Annotated in this window: 9 protein-coding genes and 1 pseudogene; 6 read left to right on the top strand and 4 right to left on the bottom strand. The window is 45.6% G+C overall.

What is annotated here, in order from left to right; translation table 11 throughout:
• Positions 1–1,356: an HlyD family type I secretion periplasmic adaptor subunit gene (locus AACX68_RS06880; protein ID WP_228858605.1), complete on the bottom strand. Its 1,356-nt coding sequence runs from the start codon at positions 1,354–1,356 to the stop codon at positions 1–3.
• Entirely contained in the window at positions 1,349–3,490 is a 2,142-nt protein-coding gene (locus tag AACX68_RS06875) for a peptidase domain-containing ABC transporter (RefSeq protein WP_304957235.1), read from the bottom strand. Before AACX68_RS06875 ends, AACX68_RS06880 begins: the two co-directional genes overlap by 8 nt.
• A gap of 509 nt (positions 3,491–3,999) precedes the next feature.
• On the opposite strand from AACX68_RS06875, the gene rtxH (AACX68_RS06870) reads away from it, so the two are divergent.
• Genes rtxH (AACX68_RS06870) through rtxA form a run of 3 tightly spaced genes read left to right on the top strand, consistent with a single transcriptional unit; the run spans position 4,000 to position 17,717 of the window.
• Positions 4,000–4,365 carry a protein RtxH gene (gene rtxH / locus AACX68_RS06870; protein ID WP_228858604.1) on the top strand — a complete coding sequence of 122 codons (366 nt, stop codon included), beginning with the start codon at positions 4,000–4,002 and terminating at the stop codon, positions 4,363–4,365.
• Between the two features lie 24 nt (positions 4,366–4,389).
• On the top strand, positions 4,390–4,851 hold the full coding sequence (gene rtxC / locus AACX68_RS06865) for an RTX toxin-activating lysine-acyltransferase RtxC (protein ID WP_099109068.1): 462 nt from the start codon (positions 4,390–4,392) through the stop codon (positions 4,849–4,851).
• A gap of 26 nt (positions 4,852–4,877) precedes the next feature.
• Positions 4,878–17,717: an MARTX multifunctional-autoprocessing repeats-in-toxin holotoxin RtxA gene (gene rtxA / locus AACX68_RS06860; RefSeq protein ID WP_228858603.1), complete on the top strand. Its 12,840-nt coding sequence runs from the start codon at positions 4,878–4,880 to the stop codon at positions 17,715–17,717.
• A 186-nt stretch (positions 17,718–17,903) separates the two neighbouring features.
• Here the strand turns inward: rtxA and AACX68_RS06855 are convergent, their stop codons facing one another.
• Together AACX68_RS06855 and AACX68_RS06850 are read right to left on the bottom strand one after the other, a co-directional pair.
• Positions 17,904–18,794, bottom strand: a complete 891-nt coding sequence (locus AACX68_RS06855) for a hypothetical protein (protein ID WP_228858602.1) — start codon at positions 18,792–18,794, stop codon at positions 17,904–17,906.
• Between the two features lie 278 nt (positions 18,795–19,072).
• The gene (locus tag AACX68_RS06850; RefSeq protein WP_228858601.1) at positions 19,073–20,503 is read right to left on the bottom strand and encodes a porin family protein; all 1,431 of its coding nucleotides are present in this window, start codon (positions 20,501–20,503) and stop codon (positions 19,073–19,075) included.
• A 431-nt stretch (positions 20,504–20,934) separates the two neighbouring features.
• Here AACX68_RS06850 and AACX68_RS06845 point away from each other — a divergent pair, with 431 nt between their 5' ends.
• From AACX68_RS06845 to AACX68_RS06835, 3 genes and pseudogenes are all read left to right on the top strand, one after another.
• Positions 20,935–21,099, top strand: a complete 165-nt coding sequence (locus AACX68_RS06845) for a hypothetical protein (protein ID WP_228858600.1) — start codon at positions 20,935–20,937, stop codon at positions 21,097–21,099.
• A gap of 593 nt (positions 21,100–21,692) precedes the next feature.
• On the top strand, positions 21,693–22,013 hold the full coding sequence (gene rtxH, locus AACX68_RS06840; protein WP_099121728.1) for a protein RtxH: 321 nt from the start codon (positions 21,693–21,695) through the stop codon (positions 22,011–22,013).
• Between the two features lie 135 nt (positions 22,014–22,148).
• Positions 22,149–24,593, top strand: a pseudogene (locus AACX68_RS06835) (MARTX multifunctional-autoprocessing repeats-in-toxin holotoxin RtxA); the annotation flags it as partial.

Raw genomic sequence — 24,593 nt, 5'->3', positions numbered from 1 at the left:
TTATTTTTCCCTCAGCGCTTCAGACTGATATTCGCGAATCGGGCTGAGCAGATAATCAATCACTCGTCGCTGGTCGGTTTTGATATCCGCAACAATTGACATCCCTGCTGTAAGTTCAACCGGTTTGCCGTCAACCATAATATTGTTCTGATTGAGACTGATTTGCGCCGGAAATACCAGCCCCAGCCGTTCATCTACCGTGGAATCGCGGGAAACACTTAACAATCTGCCTTCGATGGTGCCATAGCGGGTATAAGGGAAAGCATCGACTTTTACGGTTACCTGCTGCCCCGGACGGATGAAACCAACGTCTTTATTCAGGATCTGGACTTCTGCCAGCTGTATATGGTCGTCAGGAACAATCACCATCAGATTTTGTGCCGGTTGCAGCACTGCCCCCAGCGTATGGACGCTCAACTGCTGGACGGTGCCTGTTACCGGAGAGCGAACGACTGAAAGCTCTTCCCGTTCTTTCATTTTTGACAGCTCCTGTTTCAGTACAGATAGCTGCATATCCGCCTGCTTGATTTTTTCAAACCATTCGCGATCTTTTTGCGTTTTCAGACTCTTCAGTCGTTCTTCCAGACTTTTGTTCTGCGTCATCAGGACGCCGAGTTCTGCCCTTTGCTGCGTCAGCAGGCGTTCCGTCTCCAGAAACTCTTTTTCTTGCTCCAGATATTCCACCCGGCTGATAACCTGCTGCTGGCTTAATGTTTTTCTGGCTTGTAAGCGTTGGGTGATATTCTGGCGCAGGTTGCTCAGCGCCTGAATATCATTCTCTTTGGCTTTCTGTGAAGAGAGATTGACATTCATTTCAGCATAAATATTGGTTACAACCGCATCGAATTCCTGCTTTTCATGCTGGTAATGTGTCAGAATTTTTTTCTGGCTGATGGCGGATTGTTGCTGAAAAAGTTCGGATGATTCAGGGTCGTGATTATCTAACAATGCCTGATAACGGATCTTTTCTTCGGTTAAATACTCACGCTGTTCAAGCATACGGGTAATGTCCTGATTGACACCAAGTGTATTCAGTGTCAGCAGTTCTGCCCCTTTTTCAACGTGTTGCCCGTTGGTGACATGAATAATCGCCAGACGGCTCTGCTCATAGGCCTGAATCACCTGTGAACGACCAGAGACGATCAGGCGTCCGGTTGCTGTGGCTTGTACATCCAGTTTTCCCATATAAGCCCACAGCAGAAGTACCAGTACACTGATACTGAGCGCGATTGCGGTATAGCGGGCAAACGGCGAAGGCGGACGTTGAGACAATGCCAGATGCGTGGGTAAAAAATCGTAATGTTGAGAAGGAGAACGCAGGCGTTTCAGCCCTTTACGCAAAATGGCCTTAAACATGGGAAGAACCCTCCTGTTCCTGTTTTAATTCCTGTTGCAACTGCCAGAGTTTTTGGTAATGCCCGCCATGCTGTAAAAGCTGTTCATGGCTGCCCTGTTCGATGATCTGGCCGTGATGCAGCACAATAATCCGGTCGCACTGACGTACAGTGGAGAGTCGGTGTGCGATAGTAATGACGGTTCTTCCCTGAGCAATACCCGCCATATTGGTCTGAATAATGGCCTGTGATTCATCATCCAGCGCGCTGGTGGCTTCATCGAGGATCAAAATTCGCGGATCGGAGAGCAGGGTTCTGGCAATCGCTAGACGTTGCCGCTGCCCGCCTGACAGTGACTGACCACCTTCTGCGATAACCGTGTCATACCCTAACGGCAGTTTAAGAATAAAATCGTGTGCGCCTGCCAGCCTTGCAGATTCAATAACGTCAGACAGCGGTGCGTCAGGCCGTGATTGGGCAATATTTTCCTTGACGGTTTTATTGAACAGGAAATTTTCCTGTAACACGATCCCGGCCTGTTGCCTTAATGATTCCGTATCCAGTTGTTGTAACGGAATACCGTCCAGCCTGATTGTTCCATGCTCCGGGGTATACAGGCGCAGTAACAGACGGGCAAGGGTACTTTTCCCGGAGCCGGATGTGCCAACAACGCCAAGAGTTTCTCCTGCCCTGATATCCAGTGTGAAATGGTTAATGGTCGGAGGAATATCAGGCTGATAACGGAAAACGACATCAGAGAAGGAAATCGCACCGGTTAGTGCCACCTGTTTCTTCTCTGCCTGTTTTTCTACAGATTGCTTTGCGACAGATTGTTGCTCTGTTGGTAAATTCAGCATATCTGCCAGCTTATCGACGGCAATCCGGGTACGGATAAATTGCCCCCAGAGCTGAACCAGTTTGGCTAACGGCTGTTGGGTATGATTAACCATCATATTAAAGGCAATCAACTGACCAATAGTCATATGCAGGGAGAGTACTTCGGATGCGCCAAGCCAGATAATAACGGCACTGGTGACTTTCTGTAACAGCATGACCAGATGACTGGAACGGTTATCCCATTGCTGAACCTCATAACTGGTACTGACCATATTTTCAGTCTGGCTGTCCCAGCGGCGGGTGAAACGTGGCTCTGCTGCGAGGCTTTTCAGCGTTTCAGCCCCTGCGACAGTTTCCGTCAGAAATGACGTATTGAGCGCCGCATGAGTGAACTGTTTTTCTACCGATTTTTCGAGTTTCGGTGTAACCCACCATGCCAGCAGGGCATAGAAGGGGATGGTAATCAGAAAAATCATGGTTAATGTGCCGGAAATCAGGCTCATAACATAGATGAAAACAAACATAAACAGGACATCAATGCATAATGTAAACATCGATCCTGTTAAAAACTCCCGGATGGTTTCCAGTTCCCGTACCCGCGTGACAATCGCGCCCACCTGACGGGTTTTGAAAAACAGCAAAGGCAGGCCAAACAGATGTTGAACCAGTTTCAGCCCCAGTTTGATATCAATCCGGTTGGCAGTATGGGAATACTGATATTCCCGCAGCCCTCTCAGGACAACTTCCGTTATTCCGGCGAATACCAGACCAAATACCAGTACGTCCAGTGTGGATAGTGCCTGATGTACCAGCACTTTATCCATCACAACCTGAATGAATAAGGGGGAGATCAGGGCTAAGATCTGCAAAACGAAAGAAAATAGCAGTATTTCAGCCAGATTTTTCTTCTGCCTGACAAATTCAGGAATGAACCAGTGGATATTAAATTGGCTACTGTTTTGTTTTATTTTAAGCCAATGACCGTTCCATAAATTGATAAAATCTTCCTTATCCAATATTTCCGGTTTTTCCTGATGGGGCTTTTGTATTAGCACCCGATGTTCATCGCATTTTGCTAAAATAAAAGGATTTCCATTATTGTCAAACAGAATTGTCGGCAAAGATAATGTGTTAATTTTCTTCTTTATCGAGCGTTTATTTTTAATGGATACGTTGTGTTCTTTCTTTAATTTATTTAAAGCAGCAAGGTAATCATCATTATTATTTATGTTTTTATCAGATATAACCGAGGGCTTGCCATTAGATATCATTATTATTAATTTAATTAATGATAATGTTGTTTTTTCTATTTCATTCATGCATGGAAGTCTATTTGTAACGAAAGTCAAAACTCAAATTAAAGAAACAACCAGAAAAAGAGTGTGGTATTTCTCGATGAAATATTTTTAATAAATCTAATAACAATTATTATCTGCTATGATTGGGGATATTAGTGTGGGTTATTGGGACAAAATGCGGTGTCTAAACAGACATTTTAATATTTATATGTTGATTTTAAAGGGCAAATAGATATATTTTCGCTCAAAGTGGTCGGTAATTTATTTGTTTTTTCTCTCTTATTTTGTCTGCCATTACTGATTATGTTGAATTTTATGCATGTTTTAAATCTTCATTCTGATTATTCACTCATGTTGTAATGGTGTTTTTGATACGCTTTAACCAACTGATTTTTTGTAATCAATTTACGGCAAAAACGGAATTTAATAATAAATGAAATTCTGCGGAGTATAGCATTCATTTATCATTTAATTATTTCAATTTAATATACCTTTAACATTGGGTTAATATTTATTTAATGGATAGTGATATGTCTGAAAAATTTGTTCAAACAATTTCAAGCGTTAATTACAATAAAGGCGTGTTCTCTCTTTATTTTGTTGGTCAGGATCCTAAGCGAATGGCAAATGGTGTACTGGCTGAAAACGATCAGGAACTGGAGTTAAAACAAGTTATCCATATGCCGGCATCCGGTTTTATGTATATGGTTTCTATGGTGAAAGGTATGCTCGAAGATCCGCGTATGGAAGCCGAAATCAATAAGCTGATTGCAGCCGGTTTTTTGCCGATGCCGGAAATAAATGAAATCCCCGCGACGGCTGACGCTGACAATACAGTTGCAGACGCCGAACAACCGGAAAAACGTGCGGCACGGAACACTAAAAAATCAAAATAAAATCAGCCGGATAGTTGCTTTATTATGATGATCACACATCAACCGGCAACCCTGAATCAGACTGAAATACAGGCCATCATTGGCGGGGTAATGTTACTTTGCCAACATTCCCCCCTGCATCGCCGTTATTTAGTTGCCGAATGGCAACAACGTATCTTACCGTCATTTCAGCTCAATCAGTTTTGCTATTACGAAGATGAACACCAGCGCCCAGTTGCTTTTTGTAATTGGGCTTTTTTGTCTGACAGCAGCCGCGCTGCAATTCTTTCCGGTGAAAGGGAGATATTGCATGAAGACTGGCGCTCTGGTCAGCATATCTTTTTTCCAGAAATGATTGCCCCATTCGGGCATGCACATGATATCGCCCGGGATTTGCGCCGCCGTGTATTTGCGGCCTGGAAAGGCCAGAGAGCCTGTACTGTCCGGGGTATTCTGGATGTTAAAAATGACCGCTGTATCCGCCGGATACAGTGGTTTACTGTTTAATTTTTTGCCCAACACCAGGAATATTTATGGGGAAATCATCTAACCGAAGTACGGAATACTTCTTTACCGGTAGATATGAGGATGATAATGACGGTAACACAATACACGCGATAGGCGTTGGTGGCGTCATTAATGCTTATGGTGGTAATGACTATATTGTCGTTGGGTCAATCGGCGCCACAGTCAATACAACATGGGGGCATGATACGGTTGTCGGTGGTGCCGGTTATCTGAACATCAATGATACCAGTGGCTCTCTGACGGTCAAAGGTGGCTCAGGGTATACCTCCATCAATAAAACACATAACGGCACGATAGAATTTGCCGGTGCTGCTGGTGGGCTGAACATCAATCACACCGGTAATGACGGTGCTATCAATTACGCGGGAGTTTCCGGTTATAACGGGATCACCCGTAAAGGCGTAAAAGGTGATATCAGCTTTAAGGGAGCCGGTGGTTATAACAGTCTGTATTCCGATGTAGAACAGGGGAATATCCACTTTGCCGGAGCGGGCGCATATAACCGGATTATCCGTAAAGGCGCTGACAGTGACTTGAGCGGCGAAGGCATAGAGTACGCTGATGCCAAAGAGATTATCCTGAAAAGTGCGACCATGAATGGGTCATGGATTGGCAGCGATAATCAGGTGTCAGGCATTAAGTCAGCACGGGAGCCGAACACTTACCTGTTTGCCTTTGCTGACAGTACTTACACTAAAATTCATAAAATCCAGCTTCGCAATGATCCTGCAACCGGAAAACTGACCTACCACTCTACCGCCTGGTATAAAGAGGGTCATCACCTTCAGGGGCTTGAAAAACAGGATATCTCTGCGCAGAACGGTTTTGTGGATGTGGGGATTGACGGAGCCTATACCCTGTCAAATCTGGTTGTTGAACACCAGCAATCCACCACGATTCAGGCAGTAGAACAAAAACTGACAGAAAACGAATGGGTGAAGTATGGCAGTGGCGTGCGTATTAAGGCTGCCGATGTCATTTTATCCGATGCCAGAATGGGCGGCTATGCGGTATATCAGGATGGCACCAAAGTTGATGTCAGAGCGGTTAAATCCCATCGCCAGCCAAACACCTATGTGTATGCCAAAAAGCTGGGTGTTTACACCAAAATTGTTGTAGTCGAGTTAAGAAACGATCCTGAAACCGGAATACTGCAATACATTGCCCGCCCCTGGTATAAGGAAGGCGATCATACGGTTAATCTGGCAGATAAAATCATCTCAGAAAGTTACGGTTATACCCCGATGGGAACCGGTGGTTACTCACTGAGTGATCTCCATTACAGCGCCAGAATAGTAAAGACAACGACTGAACGCGTTGCCAGCACACACGAATACAGTGACCAGTCACTGTTTCCGGTGACTGAACGTCGTGAAACTTCAGGTGATGTCCGTTTTGAAGGCGCTGGTGGCGGTAACGTTATCAAATCCAATGTTACAAAGGGTAACGTCTATTTCAAGGGTGCAGGTATTGCCAATGTTATTGAACATACATCTGCATTCGGTGATACGGAATTTAACGGTGCCGGTGGTGCAAACGTCATCATCAAAAAAGGCAAGGAAGGCAACCTGAAATTCAACGGTGCCGGAATTGCCAACGTGCTTCTTCATCAAGGGAAGCGCGGGGATATGGAAGTCAATGCCGGCGGTGCAGCTAACGTACTGGTTCGTGTCGGTGACGGGCGTTATCTTGCCCATCTTCTGGCTGTCGGTAACATCTCCATCCACAAAGGAAATGGTAACAGCCGCGTCTCAATGGGCGGTGGTTTCAATACTCACACTCAGATTGGTCATGGTGATGCGGTCTGGTCGGGTGTTGGCGGTGCCAACGTTCTGACTCAGATGGGGCAGGGAAAAGTATCTGCCATTCTGGCCGGAGGCGCCAATATTCTGACCAAGATTGGCGAAGGCTCTCTTGAATCCGGCATGCTGGGTGGCGCTAATATTATTACCCATATCAGCAATCGCTCAGAGGCGACAAAATCTAATAATACGAAAGTCATTGCACTGGGCGGGGCGAACGTTCTGACCAAAAAAGGCAAGGGTGATCTGCTGTCTGTGATGGGCGGCGGGGCTAACGTCCTGACTCATATCGGAGATGGAAACACTTCCGGCATTCTGTTGGGTGGGGCGAATATCCTGACCAAAGTGGGTAACGGAGATACCACCGGCATCATGCTGGGGCTGGGCAATGTCCTGACTCATGTCGGTGACGGGCAAACTCTGGGCGTGATGGCGGGGGCAGGAAATATCTTCACCAAAGTTGGTGATGGCGAAACTATCGCCGCTATGCTTGCTTTCGGCAATATTTTTACCCATGTCGGTGAGGGCAATGCGTATGCACTGATGGCGGGCGGCGGCAACATCTTCACTAAAGTGGGGAATGGTAATGCGCTGGCGCTGATGCTGTCATTCGGCAACGTATTCACCCATATCGGTGATGGTATGAGTGTTGCCCTGATGATCGCCAAAGGTAACATTGCGACTAAAGCCGGTAACGGTGATGCACTTGCTGCCATGATCGGCAAAGGGAATATCTTTACGCAAATCGGTCATGGTTCCACTTTTGCAGCCATGATTGGCGGAGCCAACATTCTGACAAAAGTCGGTAATGATTTGACTGCGGCATTAATGATAGGCAAGGCGAACATTTATACCCATGTCGGAGAAGGCACCAGCATCGGCTTGTTTGCCGGTACGGCCAACATTATGACCAAAGTCGGTGATGGTACAACACTGGCAGCGATGTTTGGCAAGGCCAATATCATGACTCACGTCGGCGATGGTATGACGGGTGTACTGGCGCTGGGTAAAGCCAATATCGTGACCAAAGTCGGTAATGACTTTATGGGCGTTGTAGCGTCCTCAGAGGCCAACGTAGTAACCCATATCGGGGAAGGCACAACCGCCGCCCTGCTGAACGGTAAAGGAAATATTCTGACCAAAGTCGGTGACGGAACCGCTGTTGGTCTGCTGGTTTCCAGAATCGGTAACATCATGACTCACATTGGTGATGGCGACACGATCGGGTTTGCCAAAGGCGAAGCCAACATCATCACGAAAGTGGGAGATGGCACAGGCGTGAATGCGGTCTGGGGTAAAGCCAATATTCTGACGCATTATGGTGACGGAGATCGCTACAACTTCGCCAAAGGGGAAGCGAACGTCATCACTAAAGTGGGTGATGGTCAGGAAATTACCGTTGTTCAGGGGCAGGCCAATATTATTACCCATATCGGCAATGGTGACGATTACACCGGTTCGTGGGGCAAAGCGAATGTCATTACTAAAGTCGGTGATGGACGCAATGTTGTGCTGGCTAAAGGTGATGCCAATATCGTGACTCAGGTCGGTGAAGGGGACAGCTTCAACGCATTATGGAGTCAGGGTAACGTTGTCACCAAAGTGGGTGATGGTATTCAGGCAACCGTCGCCAAAGGTAAAGGCAATATCACCACGACCGTGGGTGATGGTTTGAGTGTCACCGCTGTTCATGGTGATCTGAATGTTAATACCAAAGTGGGTGATGGTGTCTCTGTCAACGTGGCATGGGGCAAATATAACGTTAACACCCGCGTGGGTGATGGCCTGAATATCTCTGTCATGAAAGGCACAGGTAATGCCAATATCCGTGTGGGTGACGGTCTGAACATCAACGCTTCTTACGCACGGAATAACGTCGCTGTTCAGGTTGGTAATGGTGACTTTTATAGTCTGGCTGTGGCAACCAGTAATACCCAGAGTAACAAACTGGGCGCACTGTTTGATAACGTTAAACAGACATTGCTTGGCTCAGCAGGCAGTCAGGGCATCAGCTATCTGGTTAACGGTGATGAGGCCAACACATCAGGAACCCACAAAGGGCGCGGAGCTATTGATCTGCCGGAAGTTTCCTCACTGGATGGCTTTAAACTGACAGAAGTGAATGAAGTTACTTCTGACCTGCACAACAGTCTGCAAGGCGCGGTGTCGGAGGTGAATACACCGGATACTGAGGCAATGCAGCGTAGTCTCAGCCGTGAAAAACGTCAGTCTGATAATCTGATCGTGAATGGTGATTTTGAGCAAGGTTCTGCGGGCTGGCATTCCACGAACGGAATTGAAGCTCACACTTCCGCTGCATCTTATGGTTTAAGCAAAGAGGGGCATGGTGAGCGGGTCAGTGAACTTGATGTAGATATCAACACCCGTATTTATCAGGATATCGACGGACTGGCTGAAGGAGAACCTATCAGCGTCAGTTTTGATTACGCCATGCGTGCCGGTCTGTCTGACGATAATGGAATAGATGTACTCTGGAACGGGGAACTGGTTTTTTCCACTTGGGCAGATGATACCGGTAAAGCGGAATGGAAAAATAAAACGTTAACTCTCACTGCACAGGCAGGCAGTAACCGGCTCGAATTTGTCGGTACTGGTGTGAGTGATGGCCTAGGCTTTGTGCTGGATAATGTCGTTGCCCGCTCTGAATGGTCAGACAAAGATATTGCTGATTATGTGGAACAGGATCAGGCAGCCACAAATGCCTTGCAGGACAAGGAGAAAGCAGAAGCTGATCGCCAGCGGCTGGCACAGGAAAAAGAGAAGCAACTGGCAGCTATTTCGGGCACTCAGGCACAACTGGAAAATACCGATCTGACAGCGCTGAATGCCAATGGTCAGTCGCAGCGTGAAGCCATCAGGAATGAAGCCCAGTCGATCACACAAGAGTTGATAGCAAAAACCAAAGGGCTGGAAGCGCTGAATGATTACTCTACGCATCATGGGCAATCCGGGCAGCAGTGGCGTGATCAGTATGCAGACGGTTTATTAGGCAACATCCAGACTCAGCTCGATAGTGCAAAAGAGACGGCACAACAGCAGCTTGAACATTCTCAGCAGACCTCAGCGGAGCGTCTGGGAGAAGTGAAAGACGCCGTTGCCAAATCTGAATCAGGTGCTAACCAGGGAGAGCAGGATCGTCAGCACTCCATGCAGAAGATTGAAGATGCCCGTGCTGATATTGAATTTAGGGAGCAGGAGGCTATTGCTCATCAGCAGCAGGCTGAGAAGGCAGGCCGTGAAGGAAAATCCGCTGTCCAGAAGGCGGAACAACGTGGTCAGCATGCCGTATCTGCGGCAGAGATAAAAACGGCGCAGGTGCAGTCAGATGCCAAAGCGGCAAAACTTGATAGCAACAAACTACCGAACCGTGAGAAAGCGGCGGGAAGCGGGTTGTCAGGACAGATTCCCGTCGATGCCGATACCAAAAAGCAGGCCGGGAAAACGCATTCCCCTATCGATGCTGAATCTGCTGTTCAGACAGAAAACGAATTTGCTCCGGAACTGCAATTTCTGGAAGAAGATCTGGACGAGCTGGATAATGCAAAAGCAGCATTGGATCGTTTGCAGATTAATGCGGGTATACGAGCCAGAAAGCAGCATATAACCCCGGATTCCGATAAGACAAAAATAGCGCAGCCGTCTGTCGGTAATACGTCTGTCGGTAAGCCATCATCCACTGTCAGTACGGATGAAACACCAGCCGCGCCTGTCAGAAGAGAGCTATCTGTTTCCGGTCTGGATCTCAGTGGGCTGAATGCACTGGGCGCAGGCAAAAGCCAGCCAGAACATACTGATACGCCAGAAAATTCCGGTGCAGCACTCAGGGCACAGAAAGTCGCTAATATTTATCAGTGGCTGGATAGCGATAATAACCTCGCAACTGAAAATTATATTCCGGTGCCGGGTTTCGAGCGTGTGGATGCGGATATTCCCGATGCGCTCAGACAAAAAATGGTGACTTTTGTTGAAGGCTACCTGAATGGCACGGAGAACAGCATTCCAAAAGAACAGAGAACCTCGCTGGCAAAACTGTTCGTTGATGCCACCATTGATTATAACTGGGATAAGCGGGTCGAATTTGTCTCAAGGCTGGAACATTATGGTTATAGTTTTGAGCCTGTGCATGGCGATAAAAGCATAGTCTCATTCTGGTCAGGCAGAAATTTCAAACAGTACCGTAATATTCTCGATGCTGCCCAGACGGATGGCAAAAAGATTGTTTACGATATTGATATAAAAGGCAATTCATTTGCCATCGAACTCAACAAAACGCTGATGCGCTGGGGAGGAATATTCCTTGACCCGGATGTTGCTGAGCAGAATGCGCTGAAATCAGTCATTGACGCCTCGGCACGGAGTAATACCGGTTTCTGGAGTTCCCTGTACGCAACCGGCTCACGTGATGATGTTTATGTCATCGCAGAAGGCGGCCTGCGTCTGGGTAACTATTTCTGGAATGTTGAACTGCCGGTATTGCGCCAGTTGCAGCGTGAAGGGCTGGTAGGAGAAATTCGTCTGCTGGACAAAGCAGCCAAAGAATATCAGGGCGTATTACCGGAAAATATCGGACGCAGGCTGACGGACGTCGGTGTTTCTGTCAAAGCACGTTTTGATTCACTCAGCTTTGAAGAACAGGAAAGGCTGCTGGCTCAGAATCCTACGGGTTATAAGCCGGATACTCTGATTGATCTGGATATCAAAACCAGTGCCATCGACACATTGCTGAATCAGGCACTGCCATTCTACGGGTTGCGTACTGAGCGTAATCTGCTGGTGCGTGAATCTGATGATTACGATGGTTTTGAAATCCGCCCGTGGCCGGGCAGGAACAGTGATGGCTCTGAAATCACCAGCTTCAAAAATATTATTGTGGAAGATACAGATAATACCGAACAGATCAAAGCGATCGAACGTTTTATTCTTGCCAACTATGACAACTACCAACAACTGCCTGATACGCTGTATCTGGTAGAAGACCGCATTGTCTCCCATGATAACGGTCGTACCCGTATTCTGGCTGAAAAAACAGACGGTAGCTGGAGCTATAAACCAAAAACTGAGCTGATGTCTGCTGATGAGTTGCAGGCAGCGGCATACGTTAAAGGTAAGATCCGGGGAGACAGTTATCAGCACGTGCTGGATGCACTCGCAGATTATGAGAACGAGCTGAAAAACAGCAGGGATTATGATCTGGAATCCATTGAAAAACTTTCTGGTCTGCGCCAGCAGGTGGAAGGCTATCTTCTGGGGCACCCTGATTCAGAACGTACTCCGGCACTGAAAAACCTGCTATCACAAATTCAGGTGCGCCTGAATGAAACACTGGCGATTGCCGAATCCGCTGTAGAAAGCACCGCGAAAGGCAGTTTCAGTGCTCTGTACAACAAACTGAGCAATGCCAGCCTGAAAGAATCCAAGCATCTTTATATTGATGAGCAGGGGAATTTCGTTACCCGTGGAAAATCCAATATTCAGACTGTGGTGAAAACGGAATGGGCAGAAAAAGCAGTTGAACAGGTTAAAACCTCGGTTGCTAAAGAGTATGGTCAGTCAGTCGCGGAAGCGGTTTTCTCCAGCCTGCATCCCCGTGATTTAGCGAAAGATGGTAAAGGGCTTGATGTCTCCGGCCTGAAAAAAATCCACAAGGCAATTGAACAGCAATTGTCTCCGGTCAGTGCCACACTGTTTATCTGGAAACCCAGCGATCACAGCCGATTGGGGCATGCAGCCCTGCAAATCGGGCACGGGCGTATGGAAATCACGGCTGAAAATGCCGCCGAGTTCAATGAAAAACACTATGTCAGCTGGTGGCCGAAAGGCGGAAAATCAACCAGTGTCCGCCGTATTTTTGATGTTTCCACCGCAGAGCACCCGGATGTAAAACTGCGCTGGCGTGATCTCAGCCAACCGGCAGGACAAAATGACGCGCTGGAGCTGGATGTTGCTTCCGAAGAGAAAGACAATTTCGGCCTGCACGATGGCTCACGTAAGCTGGAGCGGTTTATTGAAAAATTACAGGCCGCAAAAGGCGTTGATGCAAGATTTGAAGAGGTCAGTGAAGGTTTTGCGATGGCTGCCCTTGCTAATCCTAACCTGCTGAAATCTGCCGGTATACCGGAAGATTTCTCCCGCCCGTTCATGCAGCAATGGGAAGACAGCAGCATAGATATGCTGGAAGTGGGTAAAAACTTTGCTGAGGCATTGCGGACAGCGGCAAAACAGCAGACTCCAGAACTGATTGAAGAAGGCGTGGCTAATGTGATCCACCAGTTTGCCGAACGTGAACTGAGCAATATTCAGGATTTCAAGGCCAGTGAACCGGATCAGGGGCGTGTTTTCCGCATTAATCTGGCGGGGCTGGATGTGGCCGCAATGCAGGCTGAATGGCATAAAATCAGCCAGAACCCTGACGCCCGTTACCAACTGTTGACGGGTAACTGTTCAAGCATTGTTGCCAAAGTGCTTAAAGCGGGCGGTGCGGATCAGGTTATCGGGCATAAATGGCAGCCTCATTTTGGCGTCTGGACACCAACCGAGCTGTTCAATTATGCGCAGGCTCTACAGGAATCACAGGCAGCACAGGCGGAAAATACGGTCAGGAAGCAAAACCGTCTCATTGGCGAGGATCTGACGGGTCAGGATCAGGCCGAAGGTAACAACAAGAGCCAGATGCCGGAAATCGTGGAAACGAAAAGAGTGGAAAAGGTGGCTATTGAGAATGATGGTACACCACCACAGGATCAGGAATCCTTTAATCCGGTGAAACGTTTCCTGAATCATGAACTTTTCGGTGCCAAAGATGCCCGTCGCAATATCAATGAAGATACACAAATCCTGCTGGATTATGCAGTAGAACGCGGCACGGCGGAAAAAGTCACGCTAGGTGGAGATGCCGGACGCCTGACAGGTTATTATCACGTATCTGATCAAGGGCATGTTGAGCAGGAGAATGATGCAGCCACTAGCCAGAATCCATCCAGAAAAGTGGTTCTTTTCATTCATGGTTCAGGTTCATCAGCGGAAGAACAGTCTGGGGCTATTCAGAATCATTACCAGAAGCAAGGTATTGATTTACTGGCAGTGAACATGCGTGGCTATGGTTCCAGTGATGGCAGCCCGAGTGAAAAGGGGTTATATCAGGATGCCCGTACGATGTTCCATTATCTGGTTAATGATCGTGGTATCAAACCAGAAAATATCATCATACATGGCTACTCAATGGGGGGCGCGGTTGCGGCTGATCTTGCCCGTTATGCAGAATATCATAGCCAGTCGGTATCCGGTTTATTGCTGGACAGACCGATGCCAAGCATGACCAAAGCGATAACCGCCCATGAAGTACCAAACCCGGCAGGCATCACTGGTGTGCTGGCAAAAGCGGTGAATGGTCAGTTCTCAGTTGAGAAAAACCTACAGGGTATTTCGAAACAGACGCCAATCATGTTGCTGACTGATAACGAAGGACTGGGTGAAGCGGGTGAAAAACTCCGTACTAAACTGGTCGCAGAGGGTTATCAGGTATCCGGTGAACAGACTATCTATGATCATACCGCCAGCAACCGGTTAATGAACCAGTATGCTGAACAGATTGTATCAGGTCTGCTTCCGGCAAAAGGTCATAACGATACAGCTAGCAATGAGGTGAAAAAACCGCTTAAAGATAATACGCCAGAAACTGTTGAACGTGTGGTTAACAATCAGAATGTTGAAACATGGGAAAAAGTTGCGGTTAAACCCCATGCTGAAGGCGGAGAAAGTCGCTTTAACAGCCAGATTATTATTCAGACAGAAAACGATCCTGTTGCTTTGCAAGCCGCTGCGAGTCTGGCAGGGAAACACCCTGATACCAGTGTTATTGTCCAGCTTGATGCCGATGGTCAGTATCGTGTGGTTTACGGCGATCCGGCTCAACTGTCCGGTAAATTACGCTGGCAGATAGTCGGGCACGGGCGTGATGAATCAGCCCGGAACCTGACCCGTATGGGAGGATACAGTGCCGATGAGCTGGCGTTGAAACTGAAACAGTTCAGCGCAGACTTCAGACAGGCCGGAACGCCTGAACATATCAGTCTTGTTGGTTGCTCATTGATTGGTGATGACAAGCGTGATGGTTTTGCCCGTCGCTTTATTTCAGCACTTGACGATCAGGGACTGCGCACCACGGTATCAGCCCGTAGCAGCGAAGTTGCGGTAGACAGCACCGGCCGCAAACATACACGGGATGCTCAGGAGCAGTGGGTTCACAAGCTGGTGGACAACAAAATTGTGTTGGGCTGGAATGATAAGGGTGAACTGGAGTCATATTCTGAACATATCCGCCGCGGTATCTCCGAAAATGATATTGCGCTGTCTCTTGTGGGTCACTCCGGTGCTCAAACCGAAGTGAAAGGAGCAATTGCTGAAAATACCGAGACATTCCATGCACCCGAACAGCGTGAAAAAGAGAATGACAGTGCTCCGAATAGCAATTCCCCGAATGATACGGCTTCTGACCGTCATCTGAGTTATTCCGGCAATATTCAGGTACAGGTTGGTGAAGGTGAATTTACCGCCATTAACTGGGGAACCACCAATGTGGGGATCAAGGTGGGTACAGGTGGTTTCAAATCGCTGGCTTTCGGTGATAACAATGTGATGGTTCACATCGGGAACGGAGACAGCAAACACAGTGTTGATATCGCTGGTTATCAGGCACTTGAAGGCGCACAACTGTTTGTGGGTAACCGTAACATCAGTTTCAATATGGGGCGCAGCAATGATCTGATTGTGATGCTGGAAAAATCCATTCCGACCCCGCCATTAATTAATCCATTTGATGGCGCAGCACGTATTTCCGGGGTATTGCAGAGTATTTCATCACAAAACTCGACTGGTTTGTTTAGTTCAGCAGACTGGCTGACGGCGCAGGATCAACAGTGGACACTGGAGGGCGCGAAGAAATACGTCAGTGATTTATCCGGTCTTGATCTGACCAGTAGTGTCAAATATGAAACTCTGACGGAACTTAACACAGAGAATGAGCGCAGCAGCCGTGGGCTGAAAAATGATCTCGAAAACACGCTGAATAAGAAATACAACCAGTGGCTGGGAGGAGAAGGTAATAAACCTGAACTGAGCCAACTTAGTCGGGCGGATAAATTCCGTCAGGCGAATGAGAAACTGGCCTTTAACTTTGCCGTTGGCGGGCAGGGTGCGGATATTCAGGTGACAACCGGTAACTGGAATTTCATGTTCGGTGACAACATTCAGTCGATACTGGATACCAATCTGGGTTCAGTGTTTGGCCTGATGACGCAGGAATACACCGCCACAGGCATGGCAAAAACCACGTTTACATTCAGCCCGACCGATTTGCCGCGTCAGATTAAAAATAAACTGTTGGGAAATCTGGCCGGTGTCAGTGCGGATACCACGCTGGCGGATATTTTTGGCGTTGATTACACACCGGACGGACGTATTGTTTCCCGCAGTGGCCAGCCAGTGGATGGTGTTGCCATCATGCAGGAAATGCTGGAACTCATTGGCGAATTCAGCGGTGATCAGCTGAAGTCATTTACTGATCCGCAAAAGTTACTTGATGGACTGAAAGCGGGGCTGAACACGGGTATTGATGGCATTAACTCCTTTGCCGAAAGTCACGGGCTGAAAGCGAAAGCCCCTGATGAAACTTCAGAAGATAAAATATCCCTGAATGAAGGAGATAAACCTACAGAACAAACTGAAAGTGAACAGCCGGAACGCGCATTCGGATTTAGTTCCCTGAACCTGCCAAACCTGTTTGCGACGTTGTTCAGTCAGGATAAACAGGCAGAAATGCAATCACTGGTGAGTAACCTGAAAGAAAACCTGACGGCAGACCTGCTGAATATGCAGGATAAAACGTTTGATTTTCTGCGTAACAGTGGGCATCTGCAAGGTGATGGTGATATTCACGTCTCCCTCGGTAACTACAATTTTAACTGGGGTGGTGATGGTAAGGATCTGGGCGCGTATCTGGGAGATAACAATAACTTCTGGGGTGGCCGTGGTGGTGATGTCTTTTACTCGGTAGGAACCTCCAATATCTTCGCTGGCGGCGAAGGTAATGACCTCGGTGTTCTGATGGGACGTGAAAATATGATGTTTGGTGGGGCAGGCAATGATGTTGCTGTGCTGGCCGGACACATTAATTACGCCTATATGGGAGATGGTGATGATCAGGTCTTTGCCTTTGGTGAAGGTGGCGTGATTGAAGGTGGTAAAGGGCGTGACTACATCGTGGCTTCCGGTAATTTCAACCGTATTGATGCAGGTGAAGATCAGGATTATGTTGTCACCATCGGTAATCACAATCAGGTCTTACTGGGTGCGGGTGATGATTTTGCAACTGTATTCGGCAACTATAACCGGATAGATGGCAACGCGGGCAATAATGCTATTAAGCTGATGGGCTATCACGCAGTGATTAACGGTGGGGCGGGTAATGATCACCTGATTGCCGATGTGGTTTCTAAATTCAGCCGGTTTAATGGTGGTGAAGGTAATAATCTGCTGGTATTGGGCGGCTATCAGAACCACTTCAAAGGCGGTTCTGGCGTCAATAGTTTTGTCGTCAGTGGTGATGTGATTGATAACGTCGTTGAAGATATCAAACTGGGTGACAGGATTATTTTCAACAATATCAACTGGCAGAACCTGTGGCTCCAGCGCAGCGGCTATGATCTGGTATTGCTGACTAATCGCAATATTCGCGATACATCGGGACAAGGGCAGTTTGAAGGGTTGGGGTCTGTGACTTTCACTGATTACTTTAATGGCAACCGTGCGGATATCATTACCCGGATGGGGAATAAAGATACTCAGGGTGAGTGCGAGTATACTGCCCTCTCAGCCAGTGCGGTGGATACATTAGTACAGGCTATGAGTGGGTTTGCACCTGATATTGGTGACAGTGGTTTTATTGATTTGCTGGATAGCCAGACAAAATCAACTATTATCGCCGCCTGGGCAGACACAACAAGCGGGAAATCTAAGTTAACCTGATGATTGACAGTATTTTATTGTTTCGGTGTTTATAGTATCGCAATTAATCACGCTTTACTGGTTAGAAAAATAAAGCCCTATGTGAAATAGGGCAGATATAAACCGGTATTTAGGTGGATATATGGTTATTTAATTAAATGGCTCACATTAGTGAGCCATTTTTATTAACCTTACTCAATTATACCCTTACTTACTAAGAACGAAAGCACCGAACTCACCATCGCTATCTGGAGAACCAATTATTCCACTTATACCGCTAGCGTCCTTATCAGTATATCCCCATACCATAGTTTTACCTGACAAAAAATCGAATCCAGAAATGCCAGTAAATTTCGCTGCAGCATTAGTATAAATTGTACTACCGCCTGAGTACTCTCCATTTTGAAGTGTAGCTACCGGTTGATTATTTAAAAGAATTTGGCTATTAACTGAAGCTACTGGAATAACACCAGTGGTGGGTATTGTGTACTTAGCATTTAGGGTCATGGTTAAATCATTGCGAATCTTGCCCATTTTTTCCTGGAATACTACAGGGCCAGAATAAGAATCATGCTTACCAGCATTAGCATATTGACGCCAGGTAGTATTCGACACATATTCCCAGGGGGTCGCTAGGAATATTTTATCACCTGCCTGACCTACACTTGCGTTCCCATCTTTGTTTCTAAATAACGAGTGATTGGGTGTATCGGGATCTTTTATTATACTGGCAGTGTCACCACCTGGACCAAATTGAATAAACTTATACTGGCTTTGATTGTATTTTTTGTTTTGATCCCATCCCGTATATTCATTTCCCATACGAGAAATATAATCGCCAGAAGCGGCAAACCACACCTTATTATTCCCCAGGAAACGAGTTATCCGATCATCAGACTGCCCCTGAGGCGCACCAGGCGCAGCCCCCGCCTGATAAGATATGTAGGTGTTTGTAATTCCGGGTTTTTCCGTAACCTCAACCGGAATCGTCTTAGTAATATCCGTCGAAAAATTATGATGGGATCCCCCTCCTTTAGAGCAGGCTGTAACAGAAAGAACCAGAGCGAGAGCTAAAAATATTTTAGACTTTGCGTTCATATAATGACTCCAATCTGTTTTTTAGAAAAACTAAGGAGATACTGTTGAGATTAAGTTTAAGTTAAATATTTTTTTTTTCAAATTTTAGCAGGATTTAATTTTTCAAATTAAAACAATCAGATATTAACGATGGGAAACTTTGTTCCATATTTACTGTTGGGATTTTCACCCCGTTCACACGATGATAACGTATGACAGGAGTATATGTTGATGACAATGGTTGTGCATTTTATTAAGCCGGCGTGTTTCTATCTAAACCTCTCTGTTCAGTTAAACCATTAAAAATTACTCCTGAAATCAACAAAAATATCTTTTTCATTATAGGAATAAAGAGAATGGGTACTTTTATTTTTTATATAAGAAAAAGTGAGGGTTGGGTAAATGCCAAATAAATTAATATTTTCATTTGAGAGTGAAAGAGAAATGGAATCAGTAACATCTTTTCTTTTGAATTTATATATATACCCAGGCAGCCAAGTATTAGGATCATCTGGATTTATACCTGGCATTATCCTAATTGAAGTATTACCCTGGTAATTCGTTTTCATCCTTCGATAGCTTAACTCTACTAAATAATCATCTAAAAACAGTTTCCTGATTAGAAGACCAGCCCCCTTGTCATGATGACTATCTTCTTTAGATTTTCTGTCTGTTATGCCATAGCTCCCGGATAATGACATATATAAATCATTAAAAGGTATAAAGATTAATGAGCTGCTAACGAAATTAACGTCTCCGTTAAGTTCTTTTCTCTTGTTATAATAATCATTTCTGTTTTCATAAAAGATAGTATATTTGAAGTTATCATTTAAACTCGATAACTTAAACAGATTAAACCCAATTGCATCATAATAAGGTTTTAAACTTGCATCTTTAGATGAACCACTACCACCACCATAAAATGCTTTCATATAAAAAGGTTTGAAGTATAAATAATTTGAATAATCTTCAAAGCCGAATTTATTGCCTATTCTAGTGCTGAATTGATTAAATCTTTCTTCTTTCCGATAATTAATCCCATAAACATCAATGTCAAATTCAGAGAATAAGCCAGAATCAAAAAAATATTTTTTTCTCATACTTGGGCTGTAGGAAAGTCCCACATCTTTTTTCCTTATATTGTCGTAGCGACCCTCATATGTTCTTTTGTCAGTGATTTTTGTGATATTTGAATCTCTTTTGAAGGAGAAACCCATATCAAATTTAACTTCTTTTCCCTTTTCGATATGTTTTATGTAATCATTTAAAATTTTCTTTTCTTGTTCATTATGGGTTAATAGTAATAAGTCATTGAAAACTTTTTCGGATTCATTGTATCGTTTATTGAGTAAGTAAAGTATGGCCAAATCAAATTTGGCGGTTGGGTTATCATACTTTTTGATAAATTTCTCTAGCTTATTGATAGCCTCCTGATATTCTCTTTTTTTCATGAGAATTTTAGCCTCAGCCCAAAGGATCAGGTAGGGGTCTTGACTGTGCGATCTTTTATAAAGATTAAGTAATTCTTCAAGGTTATCATTTTGTTCATAAATAAAAGAGACAATTGCATTTTCAAGTAATCTGGGTTGCCTTAATATTTCATCTTCCGTATATACATTTGGGTTTTTTATTACTTCTTGAGGTTTTATTTCTTCGGCTATTACGACATGGCTTATAGGCATAAACAGGGTGGTAACAGCAGTTATAAGGATGGATTTTATTTTTTTCATAGGGTTTTCATTGGCAATGATAGCATGTTAAAGGGTAACCAAATGACCTTTGCCTTAATTGTAGTTATGTACAGCATCTACAATGCCGCTAATACTGTCATTTTCCGGTTAATCTAATCCAGAAAAAAAGATTGACCTTCAGAGAAATAACTGCTGAATTACGGTCTTATCCTCCCTTCTTTTAAAATAAGCTACTACAGAGAGAATTAAAGAAATGGATACGATGACTTTAGATTTCATATAATGATCCTAGCCTGCTTAATTAAAATTAACGGGATAGTTTTAAGCTTAATTTAAAATTAATTTTTTTCAAACAAAGAGTAAATCTGAACAAAAGTATATGGATTTTTTCAATAAGAGCAGGGACATCATAGTTCTGATGTATTCCCGGAAGGAAGAACAGCGTACATTTTAGTTGCCAGCAGAATTCGGTGATGGAGGTAATCCGTGCAGATGGATTAATTGATCTGGATAGCTATCCTTTTAAAGAAGCGAGTCTTCACAGGCCAAACTACGTTGTGGCACTTGTTACTACACCTGATGCGCCAGACGGAAACTGCTTGCTCAGTTTATGGGGCTATCATTGGTATCGGTGAATTATGAGTGACAATAAAGATGGCAGAACTCCCTTACCGCCGTGATGCATCCTGAAATCCATTGTGGATACTAACTGATCCATTGTTGTCTGTCTGAAAACAGCGTTAAAAATAATAGAATGTTTTTTATTCTTATTGGGTGAGGTTATTCGGACTCACTATAGTGGTTAAACGGACTTTGTCTCTACTGTATGTTGATTTTAAATCTAAATTTAAGATATTTTCATTTGAAGTGATAAGTTCACCATTCTTTATTCTGGTTGTTATCAATTATTGAATTATACACTTCGTCTTTCAGGTTGCCTCTTTGTTGGCTGCGTTCGTTCACCCCGGTCACCGTTTTTATAGACATACGGTTATCTATGCTCTTGGGGATTACTGAGAGGCTCCTGCCTCTCACCGGAGGCCAGCCTTTGGCTGGGCAAATTCGTTCCCGACGAATTTGTTACTCCCTTGCCGCCGCGACGCATCTTGAAATCCATTGTGTATAGAGCTTATCCGGTTAGGCTCTGCGTAAATTGATACAACTAAATGTGGTTAATTATTAACTGATATTGAAACATTTTAAAACCTATTTAACGGTATTTAGTTGTATGTCTGAAAAATTTGTTCAAACCATTTCCAGCGTCAATTATAACAAAGGCGTGTTCTCCCTCTACTTTGTCGGGCAAGAGCCTAATAAAATGGCAAATGGTGTATTAGCTGAAAACGATCAGGAACTGGAGTTAAAGCAGGTTATTCATATGCCTGCGTCTGGTTTTATGTATATGGTTTCTATGGTGAAGAATATGCTGGAAGATCCTCGCATGGAAGCTGAAATCAATAAATTAATGACTGCTGGCTTTCTCGCTGTTCCTGCTGAGGTTGCAGGGCCTTCTGATACGACGACTCCTTCCAATACCGAAAGCAAATAAATGGCTGTCGAGTATTTTTTCATCATTTTAATTTAACCTGTTTTATTAACACTGAGATAAACATCAACGCCCAGTTGCTTTTTGTGATTGGGCGTTTTTGTCTTTAATTCTGGCATTTAATTTAGAGATTGAACTATGGGAAAACCGTTCTGGCGAAGTGTTGAATACTTTTTTACAGGAAACTACACCGCTGATGATGGTGATAATAATATTGTTGCTATCGGATTTGGCGGCCAAATTCATGCGTATGGTGGTAATGATCATATCGCGTTAGGTTCAATTGCGGCCTCGGTTTATACCGGTTCAGGCAATGATACTGTAGTCGGGGGTTCAGCCTACCTGAAAATCAGCGATACCAGCGGTAACCTGAATGTAACAGGGGCATCCGGGTATGCGGAAATTGAAAAAGAAGGTGAAGGTAATATTGTTTTTTCCGGGGCAGCCGGTGGTGCGGTTATCCAGCATAATGGCCGCTCTGGTCATCTGAACTATTCAGGCGCGGGCGCTTACAATAGCCTTAATCGTCATGGTGAAAAAGGCAATATCACATTTTCCGGCGCTGGCGGTTATAACCATTTCTATTCAGATGTTACCCACGGCAATATCCATTTTATGGGGGCGGGTGGCTATAACCAGATCACGCGGAAAGGCACGGATGATAATTTCGGCGGAGAAGGGATGGCCTATGCAAAAGCAGAAGATATGGTTCTGATGTCGGCAACGCTGGCAGGCAACTGGATCCAGAACCATCAGAAAGTCACCGCCGTTAAATCAGCACGTGAAACCAATACCCACCTCTTTGCACTTATTGATGGAAACGTTACCAAAGTCAATAAGATCCATCTGAGCAATGACCCGCAAACCGGCAGACTGAAATATTTCACGACATCGTGGTTCAAGGAGGGTAATCACCTTAATAATCTGGCATCACATGATATCTCCGAACGTAACGGTTTCCAGATTATCAACCTTGATAACGCCTATACCCTGTCTGACCTGAAGGCTGAATATCATCAGGCATTTACGATACATGCGATGGAGAAAGAACTGCCGGAAAATGAGTGGGTAACTTATGCTGACGGTGTTCAGATTGCGGCAGAAAATATTACGCTGTCAGATGCCCGAATGGGGGGATATGCCATTTCCACTGATGGCTCAACGGTTGATGTAAAACCGGTAAAATCCAATCGGATGGAAAATACTTATCTGTATGCCCGTGTATTGGGGGAATATACCAAGGTTGTGGTCGTTCAACTGAAAAACGACCCTGAAACCGGAAAGCTGAAATACATCGCCACACCGTGGTACAAAGCCGGTGATCAAACGGCAGTTATGGCTGATCAGTTTATCGGCCCTAATTACGGTTATTCCTCTTTGGGTAAAGGCAGTTATACACTGAGTCATGTGCATTACAGCGTCAATACCGTCAGGGTAACATCCGGAACTATTGCTGATGTGAGTAGTGTCCGTGAACAGGCATTATTCACGTCTGATATAAAAAAAAATGACAGCAGCGGTGATGTCCGGTTCGAAGGCGCAGGGGGCGGCAATGTTATTAAATCCAATGTGGCTCGTGGCAATGTTTACTTTAAAGGGGCCGGTCTTGCAAATGTTATTCTGCACAACTCGGAAATTGGTGATACCGAATTCAGGGGAGCTGGTGCGGCAAATGTTATTTTCAAGAAAGGCAAAAAAGGCCATCTGAATTTCAACGGTGGCGGTATCGCCAATGTTATTACCCATATCAGCACGTCTCATCTTACCTCCGATTCATCCCCGTCTGATTTACCGCAAACCGATGACAGCCATAGTCGGGTTATCGCTTTGGGGGGCGCTAATGTCCTGACCCGCAAAGGTCATGGCCGGGTCTTTTCTGTGATGGGAGGGGGTGCCAATGTACTGACTCATCTCGGGAATGGCGAAACAACCGGTGTCATGATGGGCGGTGCCAATGTTCTGACCAAAGTGGGTGACGGTGATACCACCGGCATCATGCTGGGACTGGGTAATGTCCTGACCCATGTGGGTAACGGTAGAACACTGGGCGCGATGGGGGCTGTCGGTAACGTCTTTACCAAAGTGGGTGACGGGGAAACCATTGCCGCGATGCTCGCTGTCGGGAATATTTTTACCCATATCGGCGATGGTGAAGTCTGCGCAATGATGGCCGGCGGCGGCAATGTCTTTACCAAAGTGGGTAACGGCAATGCGCTGGCACTGATGGTGGCACTGGGTAATGTGTTCACTCATGTGGGAGATGGCCTGAGTGTTGCCCTGATGGTAGCGAAAGGCAACCTTGCCACTAAGGTGGGGAATGGCGAGAGCCTTGCTGCCATGATTGGTGTGGGTAATGTAATGACCCATATTGGCAACGGGAGTACTTTTGCCGTGATGGTAGGGGAAGCCAATATTTTCACCAAATCGGGTGATGACCTGACAGCGGCTGTGATGATTGGCAAGGCTAACATCTATACCCATGTGGGTCAGGGCACCAGCATCGGGTTGTTTGCCGGTAATGCCAATATCATGACCAAAGTCGGCGATGGCACGACGCTGGCAGCAATGTTTGGTCAGGCTAAC

The sequence above is a fragment of the Xenorhabdus sp. PB61.4 genome, assembly GCF_963894935.1.
Taxonomy (GTDB): domain Bacteria; phylum Pseudomonadota; class Gammaproteobacteria; order Enterobacterales; family Enterobacteriaceae; genus Xenorhabdus; species Xenorhabdus stockiae.
The sequence above is the reverse complement of the archived record's forward strand: the minus strand, read 5'-3'. Positions and strand labels throughout refer to the sequence as shown.